Source organism: Bacillus sp. Marseille-Q3570 (genome assembly GCF_946151055.1).
Classification (GTDB): Bacteria; Bacillota; Bacilli; order Bacillales; family Fictibacillaceae; genus Pseudalkalibacillus.
On sequence record NZ_CAMGYZ010000005.1, the window covers coordinates 62,184 to 82,824 of the forward strand.

Consider the following 20,641-nt stretch of genomic DNA (forward strand, 5'->3'; position numbering starts at 1 on the left):
AGTAGATGGTATGAGAACAGTAGAAGAGTTAGAAAATAAGATGACGGAACCTTCTGAAAAATTGATTAGTGATTTAATGAAAATTGATGGTGATATTATGATTCTAGGAGTTGGAGGGAAGATGGGTCCAACTCTGGCAAGATTGGCAAAAAGAGCGATTGATGAAGCGGGTCTTCAGAAGAAGATTATCGGCGTTTCACGTTTTTCCGATGGGACACTTCAAAAGAGACTCGAAGATTACGGGGTTCAAACCATTGCGGCAGATTTATTAGACGATGAGCAGGTCCAGAACCTTCCTCATGCGGATAACATCATTTATATGGCTGGGAATAAATTCGGGACGACTGGAAACGAACATTTCACATGGGCGATGAATGCTTATCTGCCTGGAAGAGTTGCTGAACGTTTTAAAGATTCCAGGATTGTTTCTTTTTCTACCGGAAATGTGTATCCGCTTACATCTGTTTTGCGGGGAGGTACTTCTGAAGATCAACCAACTGCTCCTGTTGGAGAATATGCTCAATCCTGTCTTGGTAGGGAACGCATCTTCACCTATTTTTCTCAGAAATACAATATTCCTATGGTACATTTTCGCTTGAATTATGCAATTGATTTACGGTATGGGGTACTGGTGGATATAGCTAATTCTATTAAAAATCAGCAACCGATTGATTTATCCTTGGGACATGTAAATGTGATTTGGCAAGGGGATGCCAATGAAATGGCATTACGCTCCCTGCTTACTTGTGACACTCCTCCCACCATATTGAATGTGACGGGGCCTGAAACCCTTTCGATTCGTTGGTTAGCTGAACGGTTAGGCGAACAGATGGGCATAACACCCATTTTTGATAACGAGGAAAAAGAAACAGCTCTATTAAGTAATGCTTCAAAAGCTCACAAGCTATTTGGTTATCCATCAGTATCAGTCAGAGAGATGATTGAATGGACTGGCGACTGGTTGATGAATGAGGGAGAAACAATTAATAAACCGACCCACTTTCAAGAACGAAAGGGTGCATTTTAATGCTGAAACCTGAATTGAAAAAAGCTCTTGATGAGGGTGTTGTCATTCCGGCTCATCCTCTTGCACTGACTGAAGACAGACAATTGGATGAAGAAAGGCAAAGGGTTTTGACGAAGTATTACATAGCATCTGGTGCAGGTGGAGTTGCGGTAGGGGTTCATACAACCCAGTTTGAAATCCGGGATAACGAGGTGGGTCTTTATGAACCAGTATTAAAACTAGCTGCAGAAGAAATCGACAATGCCAGGCTGGACCGTCCTTTCCTTAAAATAGCGGGGATATGCGGGCAAACTGATCAAGCACTTGAGGAAGCAAAGCTAGCAAAATCGTTAGGGTATGATCTTGGGCTTGTCAGCAATGGAGGGTTGGGGGATTGGAGTGAAGAGGCATTACTTGAACGTACTAGAAAAGTAAGTGAGGTCATACCAGTGTTCGGTTTTTACCTCCAGCCTTCTGTGGGCGGCAGAGTATTTTCGTATGAGTTTTGGCAGCAATATGCAGAAATCCCTGGTGTATTGGCTATTAAGATTGCTCCATTCAATCGATACCAAACGCTTGATGTTGTAAGAGCAGTTTGCCATTCAAGCCGCAGAGATGAAATTGCCCTCTATACGGGTAATGATGATAACATTGTTGCCGATCTACTTACGTCTTTTCGATTCAACATAGGTGGGGAGATCATTAAGAAAGATATCGTCGGCGGATTACTAGGACACTGGGCGGTATGGACGAAAACAGCAGTAGAACTATTGGAAATGGTACAAGAAGGGAAAAAACAAAAACATCTTACGGGTGATTTACTAGAATTAGGGTCTGAAATCACTGATGCAAATAGTGCATTCTTCGATTCGGCGCATCATTTTAAAGGATGTATTGCTGGAATTAACGAAGTATTAAGAAGGCAAGGTTTATTGAGGGGTAGGTGGTGTTTGGATCCAAAGGAAGACTTAAGTCATGGACAATCGGAAGAAATATCACGGATTTATAAAGATTATCCGCATTTGAATGATGATCTTTTTATAAAAGAAAATTTGAACAATTGGATTACAAAAAGTAAGCAGGTCACTTCTTAGGGAGAATAATGATGAGTGATTGTATTCGGATAGGGATCATCGGGCCTTCGATGATTGTGGACCCTATCAAACAAGCGATCAAAGGATTTCCGAGTTTTACACCGATTTACAAGGTTTCAGACCAAATTGAAGATGCACCGGGTTTTGCGATGGAGCTGATGGATAAAGTTGATGTTCTGTTGTTTTCTGGTTACACGCCATACCAGTTGACGAGGGAAACGGTCAACATTACGATTCCTGCTCACTTTATTCCGTTGAAAGGCTCAAGTCTTTATCGGGCTCTTTACCAGGTGAAAAGCCAGAAAGCCAGTTTGCGGAGTCTTTCTGTAGATACCCTTTCGAGGGAAGAAGTCCTTATGGTTTGTGAATCTTTGGGTGAAACCATCGATCAGATAGAACTTTTTGAAGGAGAGGCGTATAAACAAAAGGAACAGGCTGTAATGTTTCATGCAGACAACATGCTCAAAGGACAGTGTGATGCCGTATTAACAGGTGTAAAAGTAGTAAAGGAAGCCCTTTTGAATTTAGATGTGGAGTCAGTATGGGTGACGCCTACTGAAGAAGATATCATTGTGTCCCTTGAGCGTGCTTTATTATCAACTGAAAAAAGACGGGAAAAAGAATCTCAGCTCGTGTTCGGAATCATCCAAGTAGACCAGTTCGATCGATTGATTGAAAAAGAATCCTCTGAGCAAGACATTCAGCGTTTGAAATTGAATCTGAACAGCAGGATATTGGATTATGTCGAATGTCTTGAGGGCTATTTGACAAGCCTGAATGGTAATGAATATCTTTTTATGACTACTCGGGGGATATTCGAAAGGGTCACGAAAGGATATAAGACGATTCCGCTTTTGAATGAAATCAAACGTGAGATGAAGTTATCATTAATGATGGGGATCGGCTTCGGACGCTCTGCGAATGAGGCGGGGACACATGCCAGACTTGCTTTGAAGCAGTGCAAGGATCATGGCAGTAATCAATGCTTTATTGTAAGAGAAGACCGGAGTGTGATCGGACCTGTAAAAATGGAACAGCCGATGGTCTATGAATTGGCTGTGACTGATCACCGTTTGTTGGAGAAAGCTGAAAAAGCTGGGATGACTGCAAATTATTTATCCCGGCTTATCGCACAAATAGGCCGGAATGGAAGACTGACCTATACCGCTCAAGAAATATCCGGGATAATCGGTGTGACGATAAGGAGTACCCACCGTATACTCCTTCAATGGCTGGATGCAGGTCTGATTGAAATAGTCGGGCAAGAAAAAATAACGACGAAAGGGAGACCTCGACAGATTTATCGTTTGTTTTTCATTGAAGAATATATGTCTGCAAAAAACGAGTGATATATTTCAAGAGTTAAAAGATGAATTTACAGAATATCAAAACACCTGTGATGAGGAGTGATCAATACACAATGGAGGGAACAGCAGGGATATTCCACAAGGTTTCTGTATGGGTGATGAGAGCCATATATTTAAATTTTCTATGGATTTTGTTTACATTGACTGGTTTGATTTTGATTGGGATTGGACCTTCAACAATAGCTATGTTTGAAGTAATAAGGAAACTCTTTCGACAAACAGAAGGCGTTTCCATCTTCTCACTTTTTGTTTCTTCATTCAGAAAGAATCTCCTCAAAGGCAACATTTTTTTCTATTTCTATGCTTTATTGGCAGGGGTAATTTATATCAATTTTACGTATTTCAACAATTTTAATGGATTCCTTTACGATATCATTTCCTCTATTTTCGTGGTATTTGCCTTCCTCCTCCTGTTGTCGGTCTGTTACATCGGACCCGTGTTTAGTCATTATCAGGCTTCTTTCTTCGAATATATCAAGCTTTCATTCTTAATTCCATTCATCATCCCGTTGGAATCATTGTGGATTCTGGCAGGTCTGTTCAGTGTGTCCGTTTTGTTTGCTGTGTTGCCAGGATTACTCCCTTTTCTATTTGTCAGTCTGCCAGTTTTCATTATGAGTTATTTTGCTCAGCGCGGATTTGATCGGATATCCCCTAATACAGCACTCAGGAAGCCAGCGGGTGAGAATAATGGATAAGCTTCGTAACAAGTCCATCAAAACGAAATTGATCTTATTAATCATTTTTTTTCTATTAGTTCCTTTCTTAATCTTCAGTTACATATGGTACCAGCAGTCCACAAGGATAATCGAACAAAATGCGATTGATTATAGTAAAGAATTAGTTGAACAGCAGAACCGTTATTTGGACTCTTACTTTTTGAACTTGGAACGTGCCACACTCCCTCTTGTCAATCATCCCTTAATTCAAGATTTTTTAAAAATTGAACCAGAAGATCAGTTCAATTATTTTTTGGTTTCGCAACAAATTGAGAGGGAGGTCCTTCCAGAATTGCTAGGGAGGGGAGATATTTCTTCTTTTCAAATCATCACAGAAAACCGGGCATCCCTTTCTATTGAAACTTTGGAGAAATTCATAGACTATCAAAACCACGATGGGGCTGAGATACTTGGATTCAACTTACGAGGCATGGATGATAAATATAATCTTAGGGCCCCTACGATCCAATTGACCCGTCCGTTCTTAGATACCGATTCCTATGAAAATAAAGGTATGATGCTCATTGACCTGAAGATCAATCATCTGAAGCAGATTGCAGACAAGACGCGCCTTGGGGAAACTGGGTTCATCTGGATTTCGGATCAAAGTGGCCAAGTCCTTTATCATCCCGAGACTGAAAAAATTGGGAAAGACATGGAAGCTGAATACTTCAAAGAAATAGAAGCTCCACAAATGGGTTCTTTCATCAAAGAGATTGAGGGTCAGAAGAAGTTGGTGACATTTCATCAATCTTCTGTGACCAATCTGATGATTCTATCAGAAGTTCCATTAAATGAGGTTATCGGAGGATTGATCACACTTAAGAAAATGACGATGACCATCGGTTTAATTCTTATTCTTACAGTCCTTTTATTAATTGGCGGTTTTTCTTATTCACTGACTAGATCACTTACCGATTTACAAGGGCTGATGGAAGAGACAGAAAAAGGGAATTTGAAAGTGAGGGCAAGGGATAATCGAAACGATGAAGTAGGTAAAGTCAACCGAAGCTTTAATAACATGGCTGATGAACTGCAAAGATTAATTGAAGTGGTCCATCAATCTGAACTACGGAAGAAAGAAATGGAAATCAAGCAACGTGATTCTATGTTGAAAGCTATGCAATCCCAAATAAACCCCCATTTTTTATATAACACGTTAGAACTGATTAATTCCCATGCGATTATCGAGGAAAATGGAACCATCAGCCGGATTGCATACTCATTAGCTGATATGTTTCGGTATAATTCCAATCAAGATCAATTTGTTACTTTGGAAGAGGAAATGGAACACGTAAACGCCTATTTAGACATACAGAAAGAACGTTATACCAACTTAAAAGTAATACATGATTTCAACAATAATGAACTTAAGGCTGTGGATGGTATTCGTCTCATTCTCCAGCCCATCATTGAAAATGTATTCGAACATGGCTATGAAAAATCGGGCCAGGAACCGTCAATCATCCATATCAAAGGAAGGTATTGCTCTAAGGGCTATGCAATTGACATTACCGATCACGGAAACGGAATGTCTGAGGAAGTGAAAGAGAAATATCAAAATGCGTTTGAATCAACAAATGAGGAACTAGGCAGCATCTCAAGTCCGAAAAATCAAATAAACAGAATCGGGTTATGGAATGTACATTCTAGATTACGATTAACTTTCGGAGATAATTACGGGCTGCAGATTGTAAAATCAGATCCTAGTGGTACAACGATTCGAATGGTGCTACCGAAAAAGGGGGAGGCAAAATGTTTCGTGTCATGATTGTGGATGATGAACCAGTCATAAAAAAGAGTGTAAATAAATTGATCTCTATGGAACATGCGAACTTCAAGGTGGATGATTATGCCAACAATGGCCTCGAAGCCTTCAAGAAAGTCCAGAAGAATGCACCCGACCTGATCATAACGGATGTAAGGATGCCTCGAATGGATGGTATCGAGCTGATCCAAAAAATAGGTGAGATTACAAAGAATATCAAAGTAGTCGTTATCTCTGGATACGATGAATTCGAATATGTTCAGAAAGCCTTGAGGCATGGGGCAGTAGATTATGTACTAAAGCCGATCAAACCAAAAACGTTTCACGAAGTGATGAAAAAAGTAGAGGAACAACTCTATCAAAATAATCTCTTGAAACCGGAAACTAGGGATTGGCTTTGGAAACAGAAGAATTTAGCCGATCAATTGATTGAGGCGATATGGAATATCAATTCAAGTCAATGTAATCAGTTGATTGAATTATGTTCGAACTCAATTGAAAAGAAAGCTTTGGATTCATATACGACCAATCAGTTTTATCTGGATTTATATCGATACCTGTATAAAGAAATACTCCTGAGGCTTGATAAAGAATATGAAGAGCTATCAGATGTACCTATCAATCTTCTGGATACTTCAGATAAGGCATATGGAACGGTCAAGAGTCTAATTACAGATTTATGCAACGAAGTCCAAAAGAGCCGGAATTGGAACAGTTACTCCAAGGTTCAATTGGCCCTCCATTATATTAATGAAAATTATAAAAGTACGGACCTTACCTTACAAGCTGTGGCTGATGAAGTGGGGATCTCCCAAACCTATTTCAGTAGACAGTTCAAAGAAGAACTGGGGATAAGCTTTATCCATTATGTAACAAAAATGAGAATGGAGGAAGCTCAAATATTACTGAGAAACGTGACCTTGAAAACGTATGAGGTTGCGGATTTAGTAGGTTACATCGATTATCCTCATTTCACCAAAACATTCAAGAAGTATACCGGTATGTCCCCAAAGGATTTTCGAAAAGGCTTGAAAATTATGAATTGATAAGGATTGATAATAAAAGACAGAAAATTTCAAAAAAACACAATATTTAATAATAAATCACATGGACCCTTACTTCAGGGTCCTATATAGTTTAGGTAGACAAAGGAGGGATTGGCAATATTACCAGAAAGAGAACCTAAACCAATAATAGAGACTAAGTCAGTTTCCCCAAAGCCTGAAAAGCAAAATATGATATTTACTAAAATGAAAAATAGTTATCTGATAAAGAATTGGCAAATCTACTCTATGATTCTGCCGGGATTGTTATATTTTTTAGTATTCAAATATATTCCCTTGGGCGGAATTGTAATCGCATTCCAAGATTATAGCGTCTATGGTGGTATTTTTGAAAGTCCTTGGGTTGGTCTAAAGCACTTTCAAAATTTATTCGAATATCCGGAGTTTTACACTATTCTAAAAAACACACTATTGATCAGTTTATACCAGCTGATCTTCGGTTTTCCAGCTCCTATAATATTAGCCTTGTTTTTGAATGAAGTAAGGAAGATGTTTTTTAAAAGAACTGTCCAAACTGTTTTATATCTTCCTCATTTTTTATCATGGGTCATCGTTGGAGGGTTGGTGATCAGTTTCTTATCTCCTTCAACAGGCATAGTCAATGAGATTGTAAGGTGGTTTGGTGGAGAACCGATCTTTTTCATCCAAGAACCCGAATATTTCAGAAGCATTATTGTGAGCTCAGGAATTTGGAAGGAAGTAGGGTGGGGAACGATTATCTACCTGGCAGCGATGGCTGGTATCAATCCAGAATTATATGAAGCCGCAGAAGTCGATGGAGCAGGTAAATTTCGTCAAGCCATAAGCATCACGATACCTTGTATATTACCAACGATCATGGTTCTTCTATTATTAAGAATCGGTAATATTTTGGACCTGGGTTTTGAACAAATCTATATGCTGCTAAATCCGCTGGTTCGTGAGACCGGAGAAGTGTTTGATACTTATATCTACCGTGCTGGTCTATTAGGTGGACAATACAGTTATACTACAGCGATTGGATTGTTCAAATCAATTGTCGGTTTCATCTTACTAGTAGGAGCAAATAAGTTAAGTAAAAAAATGACTGGAAATTCAATCTATTAGAGGGAGGGGCAACAATTTTGATTAAACAATCACCAAGTCAGAAAGCCTTTAGTAAATTCAATATCATATTTCTTACCATATTAAGTATATCGATGTTGCTTCCTTTTCTACATATCATCGCAGGATCATTCAGTTCGGGAAGTGCAATCATGCAGGGTCTTGTGACCGTTTGGCCAGTGGATTTTACGCTTGATAATTACAAAGCTGTACTGTTGGATAAAGCTATATGGAAATCCTTTGGCGTTACTGTGTATATCACGGTATTAGGTACACTGTTGAATTTGATTTTCACGTCCTTGATGGCATATGGTCTTTCAAAACAAGGATTAAAAGGACGCAAATTCCTGATAATCCTCATTCTGTTCACCATGATTTTTCAAGCACCTTTAATACCTTCTTATTTAGTAGTCAAGTACCTGGGAATGCTGGATACGTTATGGTCATTAATGATTCCTGGACTGATCAGTGCGTTTAATTTGATCATCATGATTTCCTTTTTCCAAAACATTCCTAAAGACTTGCTTGAATCTGCGAAAGTGGATGGGTGTAACGAATATCGTACACTCTGGAGTATCGTTCTACCTTTATCACTTCCATCGTTGAGTACAATCGGACTCTTCTATGCGGTTGGGCACTGGAATGGATATTTTGCAGCCTTAATGTACATTAGGGATCAATCCCTATTTCCATTACAAGTGAAATTAAGACAGTTGATTGTAGAGAATGATGCACAACAGATGATCCAAGCGGCATCTATGACACTTCAGTCTATAGAAGGAATAAAAATGGCTTCAATTATGGTAGCTACTTTACCAATTTTGTTGGTTTATCCTTTTATTCAAAAGCATTTTCTTAAAGGCTCTATGCTGGGATCGATAAAAGGGTAGAAATAATAATAAAGGGGAGGAAACACATGGGGAAATTAAGGTTCAAACCGCTGTTATTGATTAGCTTACTGGCATTGATAGTTGCATTGGTAGGTTGTAAAGATGAAGAGGTGTCCTCAGAGAGTAAAGACGGAAAGGCAAAAGAGATTACCGTAGCACTTGGAAGTGGCGGTGCCAGTTACATTGAGGGACATCAAGATATCAATCAGGACGAGTATGTGAAAACCACGGAAAAAATGGCTGGGGTCGACTTGAAATTGGATGTATTGCCTCATGAAAACTATGAACAGAATCTGCAATTATTATTAGCCGGAGGAGAATTGCCTGATCTTCTTCAAACAAAAGGAATCAACACGCCTGAAATTGCACCTGCTATTGATGCTGGGGTATTGATGCCATTAAATGACCTACTTGATAAGTATGGAAAGAATCTTAAGAAGCATATACCGGAGGAATCATGGAATTCTCCGCGAGTCAGTAAGGACGGTCAGATCTTTGGTATCCCTCAGGAGAATCCAATCAGGAACTGTTGTGTCACTTATGTAAGGCAAGATTGGCTGGATAATCTGGGATTAGAAGTTCCAAAAACCGTTAATGAATATGTTGAAATGCTACGAGCATTCAAGACAGAAGATCCGAACGGTAATGGAAAACAAGATGAAATTCCATTTTCAGCTCGGGAAAACTTTGCCTTCGGTCATCAATTCTTTGCAGCATATGGTGTACATCCAGATGCATGGTCTTATGAAGATGGAAAGTTGATACCGAATTTCATCAAACCAGAAATGAAAGAAGCACTTGAAGTCTATCAAACGTTATACGATGAAAAATTACTAGATAACGAATTTTTGGTTCAACAGGGTAAAGATTGGGACGCGAAAATCCTTGGGTCTGGTGTTGTGGGAATGTGGGCACAAACATCTGCAGCCCCTGATGCGATCGTATCAAAGCTGAAAGCTAACCATCCGGATGCAGAAGTGGCAATCATTCCTTCACCAGTCGGACCAAGTGGAGAACCTGGAGGTGTATACCCTATTGGATCAAGTGTTTCTGATTACATCTGGACAATTCCACAAGATACTGAAAATCCAGAAGAAGTGATCAAATTCATGGATTGGTATTATGAACAAGGAAATGATGAAGCTGACCAATTCTTCCTATACGGTCTTGAAGAGAAAGATCATACAGTTGAAGGCGATGAGGTTGCATATAAATATCCGGAAACGAATGAAGAGGTTGGCAGACAGTTCATGTATCAACAATGGATTCACTTCACTGGTCCTAAAAATTATTTAACAAATGAGGAGTTCATTAAAAACAAACCGAATGGAGATTTGATTTATCATTCTCTATCTGTTGCTGAAAAAGAAGGGGTTATAGATGAAGGTCTTGAGATGCCGGCGATGGAGACATTAAAGGCACGCCCTGAACTGGATTATGATGGGTTATGGCTTGAATTTGCAGCTAAAGTCATCACTGGTAAAGAATCTGTAGATAATTTCGATACGTTTGTCTCTGACTGGAAAAAACGTGGTGGAGAAGATTTGGTCACCGAGGCGACAAAATGGTATAACGAGACACAAAAATAGAAGAACACTCCCCTGGATGTCTACATCTGGGGGTTTCTTTTAAGCATCAAAGGAGGAGGAACAATTGTGAAACAACTCCATTTAGTATGTAATGCACATTTGGATCCAGCCTGGTTATGGGAACTGGAAGAAGGAGCTGGAGAAGCCTTATCCACCTTCCGGATTGCAGCTGATTTCTGTGAAAACTCCGACGGCTTCGTGTTCAACCATAATGAAGTCCTTCTTTATGAATGGGTGGAGGAATTCGACCCGGTACTGTTCAGGAGGATCCAAACATTAGTTCAACAAGGAAAATGGCACATCATGGGCGGTTGGTTTATACAGCCTGATTGTAATCTTCCAAGTGGTGAATCTTTCATACGACAGATCCATAGAGGGAGAAATTATTTTCAAGAGAAATTTCAAAAACGACCTAAGACGGCTATAAACTTCGATTCATTTGGTCATACGAGAGGTCTTGTCCAAATTTTGGCTAAATCAGGCTACGATTCATATATTGTATGCCGGCCGGATCAAAAAGATTGTCCGCTTCCTGGAGAAGATTTTACATGGGTAGGCTACGAAGGTTCTAAAGTAATCGGCCACAGGGCATTCAATGCCTATCTTTCAGGCAGAGGGAAAGCACATGAAAAAATCAAGAAGTGGCTGGAGGTACATAATGAAAAGGAAACCGGACTGCTGCTGTGGGGAATCGGAAACCATGGTGGAGGTCCATCAAGAGTAGATCTCAATAATATTGGAGACTTACAGAGGGAAACAAAAGAATTTGATATTTTGCACTCCACACCGGAGGCGTATTTTGATCAATTGATAAAAGGGGCAGATATTCCGGTTCACAAAGGGGACTTGAATCCCTGGGCACCAGGATGTTATACATCTCAAATACGTATTAAACAGAAACATCGTCAATTGGAGAATGCATTGTATAAAAGCGAAAAAATGATATCTGCAGCAGCAATCCTGGGGCTGATCGAATACCCTGAATCATCATTTCTAGAAGCGGAGAAAGATCTGCTGACTGCTCAATTCCATGATATTTTGGCGGGAACTTCCATTAAAGCGGTAGAGGACAATGCCATCCGTATGATGGACCATGGGCTTGAAATTTTGGCGCGGGAACAAATGAAGGCATTCTTTGCCCTTACAAAAGATTCTCATAAAGCAGATGAAGGTGAACTGCCGATCTTTGTATTCAATCCTCACCCGTATCCGGTCGAGACGATCGTCGAGTGTGAATTTCAATTGCCGAAACCATTGAAGAATAAGGGATCTAAACTGACTATCTACTCAGAAGGTGAGAAAATCCTTTCGCAATTAGAGGAAGAAGAAAGCAGCTTATATATCGATTGGAGAAAGAAAGTTGCTTTTAAAGCGTACTTGAAACCAGGACAGATGAACAGATTTAATTGTTTAGTCGAAGCACAGGAATCTGTGGTTTCAGCAGCCACTCTTCATGAAAGGAATGGAAACCTGGTGTTCGAAAATGATGAGCTAGAAGTCTGGATCAATCTTCAGACAGGACTCATCGATAAGTATTTAGCCCATGGGCAGTCTTATCTAATGAAAGATGCTTTTCTGCCAATCGTGATTGAAGATGATGAAGATGCCTGGGGATCCCATGTTAAAAGTTTTCCTAATAAAATCGGGCAATTCTCCCTTGTAGATCACGAAGAGGCGAAACGGGTTTCTGGAATTTCTGGTGCCACGGAACTCCAATCCGTCCGAGTCATTGAAGATGGAGCAGTGCGGACCATCATTGAGGCGGTATTCGAATACAATGATTCGTATATTTTCTACCGTTACAAGATGCCTAAGTCAGGAACTGCTTTTGAGCTGGAGATGATTGTGCACTGGTTTGAAAAAGATAAGATGCTGAAGCTATCGATCCCTACGACAATTGATGACGGGAAGTATATCGGACAAGTAGCTTTTGGGACAGAAGAACTGCCGGAATATCGGAAAGAAGCAGTGTCCCAGAAATGGTCTTCTCTACAATCTGAAAATAGTGATAAGGCTTTTTCTTGTATAAATGATGGAATCTATGGGTCTGATGTTCTGGATGGCGAAATTCGGCTCTCACTCATCCGCTCAAGTGCCTATTCTGCTTTAAAAGGTGGAGAACAGGATAATGTTCTACCTCAGAATCGATATTCACAACGTTTCGATCAAGGCGAACGTCATTTTTCGTTTCGATTTGAAGGATCACCGGTAGAAGAACGGGTTGAAAATGTATCGTTAGAAGCCATGATCCATAATGAAAAACCATATGTCCTGAGTTATTTTCCATCTGGAGAAGGCATGAAACCAAAACCATTCCTTGAAGTGGATGATAAAGCTGTAGAGTTAAGTGCGTTCAAAAAAGCATCAAATCGAGATGAAGCTTATGTATTCAGACTTTTTGAGACAACAGGATCAAAGCGGAATGTCCACCTGACATTGCCTCTAATGAACCTTGATAAGACGATTGAAATGAAAGGTTTTGAAGTGAAGACATTTTTACTGGATACGGTGGCAAAGACGTTGAGTGAATGCAACTTATTGGAAGAACAAATCGAGGTTGAAACAGGAATGGGGTTATAGAATGGATAAACTAGCCATCGATGGGGGAATTCCTATCAGAACAGAGCCATTTCCGACGTGGCCGATTTTCGGTGAGGAAGAAGAAAAGAACATTTTAGAAACGCTCCGTTCTGGAAAATGGGGAGGCACCAACCGTAGATGCTTACCAGAATTGGAGAATAAGTTTGCAGCATTGCATGACGCACAATATGCCATACCAGTTGTCAACGGGACGATGGGATTGACTGTAGCATTGCAAGCAGCAGGTGTGAAACCGGGTGATGAGGTGATCATGCCCCCTTACACATTCATTGCTACAGCCACAGCTGCCTTGTTATTTGGAGCGATACCAGTGTTTGTCGACGTTGAAGAAAGTACACTGATGCTGGACATCGATAAAGTAGAAAGTGCGATCACCGCAAGGACGAAGGCAATTCTTCCTGTACACATTGCAGGTGCTGCTGCAGATATTCCCAGATTGACAGATCTCGCTCGCAAACATGGATTGGCTGTGATTGAAGATGCGGCACAGGCAGTAGGTGCTGAATGGGAAGACAGAAGGGTAGGTGCTTTAGGAGATTTAGGTTCGTTCAGTTTCCAATCTGGTAAAAATATTACTGCAGGTGAGGGCGGGATGATTCTCACGAATGACAAACAGCTGGCGGAGAAGGCTTGGTCAATTGCCAACGTAGGAAGGATACCTGAGGGAGCATGGTACCAGCATGAAAGGATCGGTTGGAACTTGAGGATGACAGAATTCCAGTCTGCTATACTGCTAGGCCAATTGGCACGTCTGGAAGGACAATTCGAGAAACGAGAAAGAAATGCTCGGATATTGAATGGGAATTTGAAAGAAATAAAAGGGTTGGTTCCCGTCAAGAGGGATCCACGAGTCAACCGCCACGCCTATCATATGTATATGTTCAGAATCGAGAAGGAAAGGACTGAACAAATTCCTAAAGGTGATTTCATACGGAAAATCAACGCAGAAGGCGTTCCAGTCATAGCGGGGTATAACTCTTTAAATAAGAACAAGGCGGTTCTTTCTGAAATTGAAAAATGGACAGGTGAAGCACGTACATATGAATGTCCAATCAGTGAAAGGTCAAGCGAAAGTGAAATTCTATGGCTCTCGCAATCTGTATTGTTAGGCGAGGATAAGGATATGCACGATATTTCTGATGCATTGAGGAAGGTTATGGACAGTTACTGAGTTAAGGAGTGGTTATAATGACTAAGATTGCTAGAGTGGGCGTATATGTGGATAGGTCTTATGCAAGACAAGAGTGGGCTTATGGGTTGAATGTCTTCTCTTATTATATATACGAAATACTCGACCATTTTCGTATCCCGTATAAAAAAATTAATTCGTATGAAGAAATAGATGAATCTGCTTTTGACTTGGTTTTAGCCGGACTTGTCCCAGAAACACGAGAAGCAATGGATCACGTTTGGAAGTATGCAGAAAACGGAGGGACGGTCCTTGCATTTTCAAACCTGAACGGGTTATCAAAACGGCTGGGTCATCAAAGAGGTGAAAAGGTTTTAGATGGATATGGTTCGTTTTCGGAGGATAAGTACAGGAAGCTGAGGGTACTTAAAGCGATTCCATGGTATTCACCTGAACCGAATACACACGGAGAGGGAATCCTTTCATATGGTTTTTCTGACGTGAGTCCAGTTTTTCAGTCCTTCCAAATTGGGGAAGGAAAATTGATCAGGTGCAGTGTTGATATCGCGGAGACAATCGTAAAACTGCAGCAAGGGGTGGAGCCTTTATTTGAGGATGGGTTTCCTGCAAGAGATGGAACAGGTGCGGTTGATGACGGTGTCCTTAAGGTAGACGATCAATTGGTTCTTGATTGGGATAAGGATAGGGACAGGACGAGTACCGGCCAACCATACTTTGCAATCCCTTATGCGGATTTATGGAGGGAAGTCCTGATAAAAAAAATGGTCGAAATATGCATCGCAGATGGCCAAACACTGCCTTTCCTCGGTTTTTGGCCAGCAGGAATCGATTGTGTCGCTCTCATGTCCCATGATAGTGATTATAATCAGGATGAGCATGCGCTGACCACTCTTGAACTGTTGGATGAAGCGGAAATACACTCTACATGGTGTATGATCCTTCCTGGTTACAGTAAAGAGGTTTACGAGAAGGTCATTGCTGGCGGTCATGAGCTTGCTTTTCATTACAACGCCGTCGAAGCAGATGATGGTCATTGGGATCGCCATGAGTTTAAACGCCAATTTGAAACATTGAAGAAGAATCTCCCAATGGTGGACATCCAGTCCAATAAAAACCATCTCACCCGGTTTGAAGGCTGGGGGGAGCTTTTTGAATGGTGTGAAGAAAACGGAATCCAATCGGATCAGACACGTGGTGCGAGTAAAAAGGGAAATTTAGGATTCTGTTGTGGTTCGTGTCACCCCTATTTTCCAATTGCATGGTCCAATGACAATAACCGTATTTACGATGTCTTACAGCTCGGCTTTTTGACACCAGATATGAATACGGGCAAATGGTCCGATGACTCGATCATCGAACCGCTCTTGGACCAAGTTAAAGCAGTTAACGGAGTGGCACACTTCTTATTCCATCAGATCCATTTGCATCGCAATGAAAATGTACGGAGCGCCTTCAAAAAGTTCGTGAAAGAGGCGAAAAAACGGAACTTTGTATTCTGGACCGGAAAACAAATCAATGAATGGGAACGTTTCAGACGAACGATCCATATTGACCAGTTGCAATCAGATGGCGAGTTCGAATTTGAAGGATCCACTTCCAATCAAGCTTTCGTTATCTATCAACCGTTGACACCAAAAGAAGAAGTTCAAGTGACTGGTAAGGTTGTAATGTTCGGAATTCCTTGTAAAAGAAAGATCTACAAACCAAAGGATGTGACACAACTTGGAGTCAACATTTGAGTCGAAAATTTGGAATATAACGCCAGTGCAATGGGAAAAAGCAAAAGAAAATGATATGTCCAAACGATTTTATCGGGTGCTGCTACGCTGGATCTTTTATGCAAAAGAGGAGTTCAGTGAATGGGAAACACGCCCGAACAGCGGATATTTCTTTGGGGGGAACTTTTGGTACAGTTCTGAAACCGCCTCAACCGCATTGATTTTTGCTGTGGCTGCGAAACTTGGAGACTATGATGAAAAGCTTACAGGTATAAACCGTGAAAAAGTGAAAGAGATGGCTGTGAAATCCATTCGGTACATGGGGTTTACACATGATACGGGTCCACCAGATTGCGTCAGGGTGATAGGTCCGAACAAATATACAAGTGAAAAGAAATGGGGTGGAAAAGGGGACAATTTTTTCATGGCCAGTCAGAATGGTCGATCGATTGCTTCTTACGCCATGGCAGCTTGGCTCTTATGGGATGACCTGGATCTCGAAACAAAAGAAATGGTCCAAATGGTCGTCGAGAATTATGCGGACAAGTTTTGTGAGATGGAACCTCGGAACGGGAGCTACTATGATACACAATGTGAAGAGAATGCTTGGACTTCAGCTGGGATAGGTACTGCAATGAGTTTATTCCCTGAACACCCGAATCATGAAAAGTGGAAGAATGGATTTGAAAACTGGTCAATCAATACGGTGACCACCTATTGGGATCGCCTTGGTTCACGATCCGGTCTCATTGATGGATTAACCAAAAGTGATATAAAGACAATTAATTTCCATCCAGACTATACGACAGAAAACCACGCGTTCGTCCACCCAAGTTATTTATGTGCTGGAATCAATCTGCGTGCGGTACATGCTGTTTTTTCATTGATGGGCGGCAAAACCATCGAACCGTGCGCCCTTTTCAATAATGTCACTTTATATGAGAAAACGGTGAAGATATGGGTGCAGCATGATGGCCTTGCTATACCCATCCAGGGGCAGGACTGGTGGTATAACCGGCACCATGAGCGTCAGCTTACCCATTCTGTGCTGAATGTGCTTCATAAAGATGTAGACGCTGCTCGTTTAGAAAGAAATTGCTTGGAAATCATTGAAGATATTCAAGAAAGTAATAGCAAAGGCTGTCTGCTAGAGGAAGAGAACCACACATTCAATGTAAACCATTCACAATCCTCTAAAGATTTTGAACCAGGTTCAGCGCTGGACCTTGTAAACTCCTATCTTCTACACGCATTTGGAGGCATCGGGACGGAGCCTGTAGATGATTCCGAATTCAAGGAATTGAAAACAGGTGTATATTCTTATCCCCATGGATGTTTCGTCATTCACCGAACCCCTGACACGTTTACAAGCTTCAGCTGGCGGAATAATGTCATGTTTCTGAACCTGCCAAAGGACGGACTATGGAACGTTACGCCGCTGTTTAACAGTTACACTGGATTGATCAGGTTTAAAGGTTCAAAGGAAAATAGAGGGTTATTAAACGAAGAGGTCATTCGAAGGACAAATAAGCATTCATTAAAAGAATATCCTGATGGCTTTGCAGTGTCTGCGACGATCGATCGCGGGGACGGAACCGTTGAACAAAAAGTAGCTGTTGTCTCGTTACCAGACGGACATAGCGTGTATATGGAAAAGATGATATTTAAAGAATCTTGTGATCTTGAAGAAGCCTATACAGGCGTCATTGGGATACGGAACGAAAATTACAAGGAAATGCCACATCTGGCTCCTGGCGAAAGGACTATCTACCTTGCCGGGGAGCAGTATACATTTAAAGGTTTCATAGGTTCTGAACCGAATCAGGAAGTGAGCTTTGGAAAGGTCGAGTCCCTGAACGTCGACAACAAGATCGGTTACCTTTTAAAAGGAACAAACGGAGTAATTTACAAAAACCAGCACCAGTATAGCAAGTGGAAGGGCATAGAAGACCTGTTGATCCTGAATGACATCGGCAAGGCGAATGTTGAGAAAAGCGTTTTACCGATATTCTCCGTGATCACAATGCCTAATCAAACTGCAATTGAAACCCATGAAGAAGCAAAGACCATCCATTATCTGAGTTGTCATCAAGGAGACGTTCAAGTCCTGACAAAACGGAATTATTTAATCTATACCAATTTCAACACGCAGACAGAAAGTGTAAAAGCGAAACGTCAAATCAACGAGAAATCTGTTGACCTTTTTGAAGGTTCAAACGAAATCCATCAGGGCTCATACATTTGGAAAAAAGAGCTTCAGGGAGAGCAAAGCGGTTTTTATAAAGGCCGATGGAAACTCAAATCTGAACAATCAGGTTACCAAAGACTTCATATCGAGGCCCAAATAGCTGGTGAAAAGGTGACTTTATTGAATCACTCAAAAGAAGAAATCGAATTAACCCTTGTTCACAAAGAATCTCAAACTGAACACACGAAGAAAATCAGTGGTTTGTCGTTTGAAATGATTGAAAATGAATAACAAGCCATTAGGAGTAGGAATCATTGGTTGTGGAGAAGTAGCAAGAGCCCATTTGACCGGATACAACAAACTGAAGGATCGGTGTGTAGTCCGGGCAGTGTCTGATGTAGATACGGAAACCGCGTTCGATTTTGCTCGAAGTTGTCCTTCTGAAATGGAAGTTTACACTGACATGCATTTACTATTGGAACGGAATGATATTGACATTGTTTCTATTTGTACACCGCCTTATCTCCATAAAAGTCACGTGTTGAAAGCAATAAGGCACGGTAAACATGTGCTGTGCGAAAAACCATTTGTCCCTACGTTGGCAGATTGTGATGAAGTACTTTTTGCTGCTGAAGGCACAGACCGGAAGATCGGGATAGCGATGCAACTTCGTTATAATCCTGAATTTCTTAATATGAAACAGCTTATCCAGGATGGTTTTCTAGGGCAAATCTATTTTGCTGAAATGAGAGGACTATACTGGCGTGGTGACAATTACTTCAAAAAATCTTGGAGGGGTACATGGGATAAGGGATGCGGGGGCGTCCTCATGAATCAAGGTATCCATATACTTGATTTGTTTTTAGAAATCCTCGGTCCGGTCAAATGTGTCGATGCGAATATGGAGACTGTAAAACATACTACGGAGGTGGAAGATCATATCAGGGCGACGATATGGTTTGATAATGGGACTAGAGGAGAAATGTTATGTTCATTGAACGTGGCTGATCCAGAGATAAGTATGTGTTTTTCGGGGCAAAACAAGATCCTTAAATTTCCGTTCAAGGCAGGAGAAATTCAAGAATCCCCCAATGGATTTCCAGTTCAGATTGACAATGAAAACGTTACAGGGGATGCGGATCATTTAGAATCAGACCCAATCTATGAACATCATGCATTGATTGAAGATTTTGTAAGTTCAGTTCAAGACAACAGAGAACCATCTATCAATGGTGTGGAAGCAAGAAAAAGTTTAGAAGTCATAACGGCTATATATAAGTCGGCTATTATCGGAAGGAAAGTGGAACTTCCCATCCGTAAAAATGATATCTGGTATTCTAGTTTGGGTCAAATAAAAGAGTAGAAATAAAGCAGGTGAACCTTTTGTCTAAATTGACCTTTGCAATCATAGGTTGTCGGCATTTTCATATTCAGGATTTCATTAAAGAAATGCTCGATATGGGTCATCATTGTTCAGGGATTTATGAAGATAGGAATATACACCTTAGGACAAAAATAAGCGATAAGTTCCAACTGCCTATTTTTAATAGATTAGAAGATTTGTTTACGGAAGATCTTGATATCGTTGGTTGTGCTTCGAAAAACAGTGAAAAGATCACTATTGTCGAGCTCTGTGAAAAACACGGGATCAATATCATGGTTGATAAACCGATCATTACATCAGATGAAGGTTATGAACGATTGAAGAGTGTCATAGAAAGAGAGAAGATACAAGTTGGTTTGATGTTGACCGAACGCTTCCAGCCTATTTTCATGACGTTGAAAAACATGATTCAAACAGAATGCTTTGGTGAAATCACCCATATTTCCATGCGGAAGCCTCATCGGCTCTCAAAAGAATCCCGAGAAGAATGGTTTTTCGAAAAGAACCTATCAGGCGGAATCATCATTGATCTTTGTATTCATGATTTCGACCTCTTGCGTTGGTTGACAAACAAAGAAATCACGACACTGCAAGGGTATATGACGAAGAACTTTCTTAACGAATATCCTGATTTCTATGATACCGCCTCCTTACACGTTTTGCTCGATGATGAACTACCCGTCCAATTATACGTTGATTGGCATACTCCCTCAGCCAGTTGGACTTGGGGAGATGGAAGAGTGTTCATTACCGGAACGAAGGGATGCGCGGAACTTCGCCTTCAAGGAGACCCGTTTATTTCTAATGAAAGTCTGCTTTTATTCACTTCACATGAACAAAAAACTCAACTAATTGAATGTCCAAAATCTAGCTTGAATGTGAGCAATGATTTTATCGCACGCACCAAAGGGGAAGATTGCTCCATTACACATGAAGATATCCTGAAAGCTTCTAAATTGACGTTGGAGGCAGACCGGCTTGTTGCGAAAAAACAAAATTCATAAATTTAAAGGAGTGAAT

General features: G+C 40.8%; 15 protein-coding genes. All 15 read left to right on the forward strand.

Features of this window, described 5'->3' with window-relative positions; all coding sequences use genetic code 11:
- Nucleotides 1-10: 10 nt before the first annotated feature.
- Nucleotides 11-1,027 (forward strand): NAD(P)-dependent oxidoreductase, encoded by a 1,017-nt coding sequence (locus N8M93_RS10155; RefSeq protein WP_261131541.1) that lies wholly within the window; start codon nucleotides 11-13, stop codon nucleotides 1,025-1,027.
- Entirely contained in the window at nucleotides 1,027-2,100 is a 1,074-nt protein-coding gene (locus tag N8M93_RS10160) for a dihydrodipicolinate synthase family protein (protein ID WP_261131543.1), read from the forward strand. The genes N8M93_RS10155 and N8M93_RS10160 overlap by 1 nt, the downstream gene beginning before the upstream one ends.
- Nucleotides 2,101-2,111: 11 nt before the next feature.
- Complete coding sequence (locus N8M93_RS10165; RefSeq protein ID WP_261131544.1) at nucleotides 2,112-3,449, forward strand: hypothetical protein; 1,338 nt, start codon at nucleotides 2,112-2,114, stop codon at nucleotides 3,447-3,449.
- A gap of 20 nt (nucleotides 3,450-3,469) precedes the next feature.
- Entirely contained in the window at nucleotides 3,470-4,165 is a 696-nt protein-coding gene (locus N8M93_RS10170; protein WP_261131546.1) for a YesL family protein, read from the forward strand.
- Entirely contained in the window at nucleotides 4,158-5,957 is a 1,800-nt protein-coding gene (locus N8M93_RS10175; protein ID WP_261131975.1) for a sensor histidine kinase, read from the forward strand. The genes N8M93_RS10170 and N8M93_RS10175 overlap by 8 nt, the downstream gene beginning before the upstream one ends.
- Nucleotides 5,942-7,000 carry a response regulator gene (locus N8M93_RS10180; protein ID WP_261131547.1) on the forward strand — a complete coding sequence of 353 codons (1,059 nt, stop codon included), beginning with the start codon at nucleotides 5,942-5,944 and terminating at the stop codon, nucleotides 6,998-7,000. Before N8M93_RS10175 ends, N8M93_RS10180 begins: the two co-directional genes overlap by 16 nt.
- A gap of 189 nt (nucleotides 7,001-7,189) precedes the next feature.
- On the forward strand, nucleotides 7,190-8,104 hold the full coding sequence (locus N8M93_RS10185; RefSeq protein WP_396125543.1) for an ABC transporter permease: 915 nt from the start codon (nucleotides 7,190-7,192) through the stop codon (nucleotides 8,102-8,104).
- Nucleotides 8,105-8,121: 17 nt separating this feature from the next.
- Entirely contained in the window at nucleotides 8,122-8,991 is an 870-nt protein-coding gene (locus N8M93_RS10190; RefSeq protein ID WP_261131549.1) for a carbohydrate ABC transporter permease, read from the forward strand.
- Nucleotides 8,992-9,017: 26 nt separating this feature from the next.
- On the forward strand, nucleotides 9,018-10,580 hold the full coding sequence (locus tag N8M93_RS10195) for an extracellular solute-binding protein (RefSeq protein WP_261131551.1): 1,563 nt from the start codon (nucleotides 9,018-9,020) through the stop codon (nucleotides 10,578-10,580).
- A gap of 66 nt (nucleotides 10,581-10,646) precedes the next feature.
- A complete protein-coding gene (locus N8M93_RS10200; RefSeq protein ID WP_261131553.1) occupies nucleotides 10,647-13,160 on the forward strand; it encodes an alpha-mannosidase in 2,514 nt (837 codons plus the stop codon).
- Between the two features lies 1 nt (nucleotide 13,161).
- Nucleotides 13,162-14,352 (forward strand): DegT/DnrJ/EryC1/StrS aminotransferase family protein, encoded by a 1,191-nt coding sequence (locus N8M93_RS10205; RefSeq protein WP_261131554.1) that lies wholly within the window; start codon nucleotides 13,162-13,164, stop codon nucleotides 14,350-14,352.
- 17 nt (nucleotides 14,353-14,369) lie between these two features.
- Nucleotides 14,370-16,070 carry a hypothetical protein gene (locus N8M93_RS10210; protein WP_261131556.1) on the forward strand — a complete coding sequence of 567 codons (1,701 nt, stop codon included), beginning with the start codon at nucleotides 14,370-14,372 and terminating at the stop codon, nucleotides 16,068-16,070.
- Complete coding sequence (locus N8M93_RS10215) at nucleotides 16,054-18,528, forward strand: hypothetical protein (RefSeq protein ID WP_261131557.1); 2,475 nt, start codon at nucleotides 16,054-16,056, stop codon at nucleotides 18,526-18,528. The genes N8M93_RS10210 and N8M93_RS10215 overlap by 17 nt, the downstream gene beginning before the upstream one ends.
- Entirely contained in the window at nucleotides 18,521-19,600 is a 1,080-nt protein-coding gene (locus tag N8M93_RS10220; protein WP_261131559.1) for a Gfo/Idh/MocA family protein, read from the forward strand. The genes N8M93_RS10215 and N8M93_RS10220 overlap by 8 nt, the downstream gene beginning before the upstream one ends.
- Before the next feature lie 20 nt (nucleotides 19,601-19,620).
- The gene (locus N8M93_RS10225) at nucleotides 19,621-20,625 is read left to right on the forward strand and encodes a Gfo/Idh/MocA family protein (RefSeq protein ID WP_261131561.1); all 1,005 of its coding nucleotides are present in this window, start codon (nucleotides 19,621-19,623) and stop codon (nucleotides 20,623-20,625) included.
- Nucleotides 20,626-20,641: the final 16 nt, after the last annotated feature.

What these genes read in the sequence shown, in the direction of transcription:
- N8M93_RS10195 (WP_261131551.1), top strand. Translation starts at nt 9,018, where the DNA reads ATGGGGAAATTAAGGTTCAAACCGCTGTTATTGATTAGCTTACTGGCA.
- N8M93_RS10185 (WP_396125543.1), top strand. Translation starts at nt 7,190, where the DNA reads ATGATATTTACTAAAATGAAAAATAGTTATCTGATAAAGAATTGGCAA.
- N8M93_RS10160 (WP_261131543.1), top strand. Translation starts at nt 1,027, where the DNA reads ATGCTGAAACCTGAATTGAAAAAAGCTCTTGATGAGGGTGTTGTCATT.
- N8M93_RS10210 (WP_261131556.1), top strand. Translation starts at nt 14,370, where the DNA reads ATGACTAAGATTGCTAGAGTGGGCGTATATGTGGATAGGTCTTATGCA.
- N8M93_RS10155 (WP_261131541.1), top strand. Translation starts at nt 11, where the DNA reads ATGAGAACAGTAGAAGAGTTAGAAAATAAGATGACGGAACCTTCTGAA.
- N8M93_RS10180 (WP_261131547.1), top strand. Translation starts at nt 5,942, where the DNA reads ATGTTTCGTGTCATGATTGTGGATGATGAACCAGTCATAAAAAAGAGT.
- N8M93_RS10175 (WP_261131975.1), top strand. Translation starts at nt 4,158, where the DNA reads ATGGATAAGCTTCGTAACAAGTCCATCAAAACGAAATTGATCTTATTA.
- N8M93_RS10165 (WP_261131544.1), top strand. Translation starts at nt 2,112, where the DNA reads ATGAGTGATTGTATTCGGATAGGGATCATCGGGCCTTCGATGATTGTG.
- N8M93_RS10220 (WP_261131559.1), top strand. Translation starts at nt 18,521, where the DNA reads ATGAATAACAAGCCATTAGGAGTAGGAATCATTGGTTGTGGAGAAGTA.
- N8M93_RS10205 (WP_261131554.1), top strand. Translation starts at nt 13,162, where the DNA reads ATGGATAAACTAGCCATCGATGGGGGAATTCCTATCAGAACAGAGCCA.
- N8M93_RS10170 (WP_261131546.1), top strand. Translation starts at nt 3,470, where the DNA reads ATGAATTTACAGAATATCAAAACACCTGTGATGAGGAGTGATCAATAC.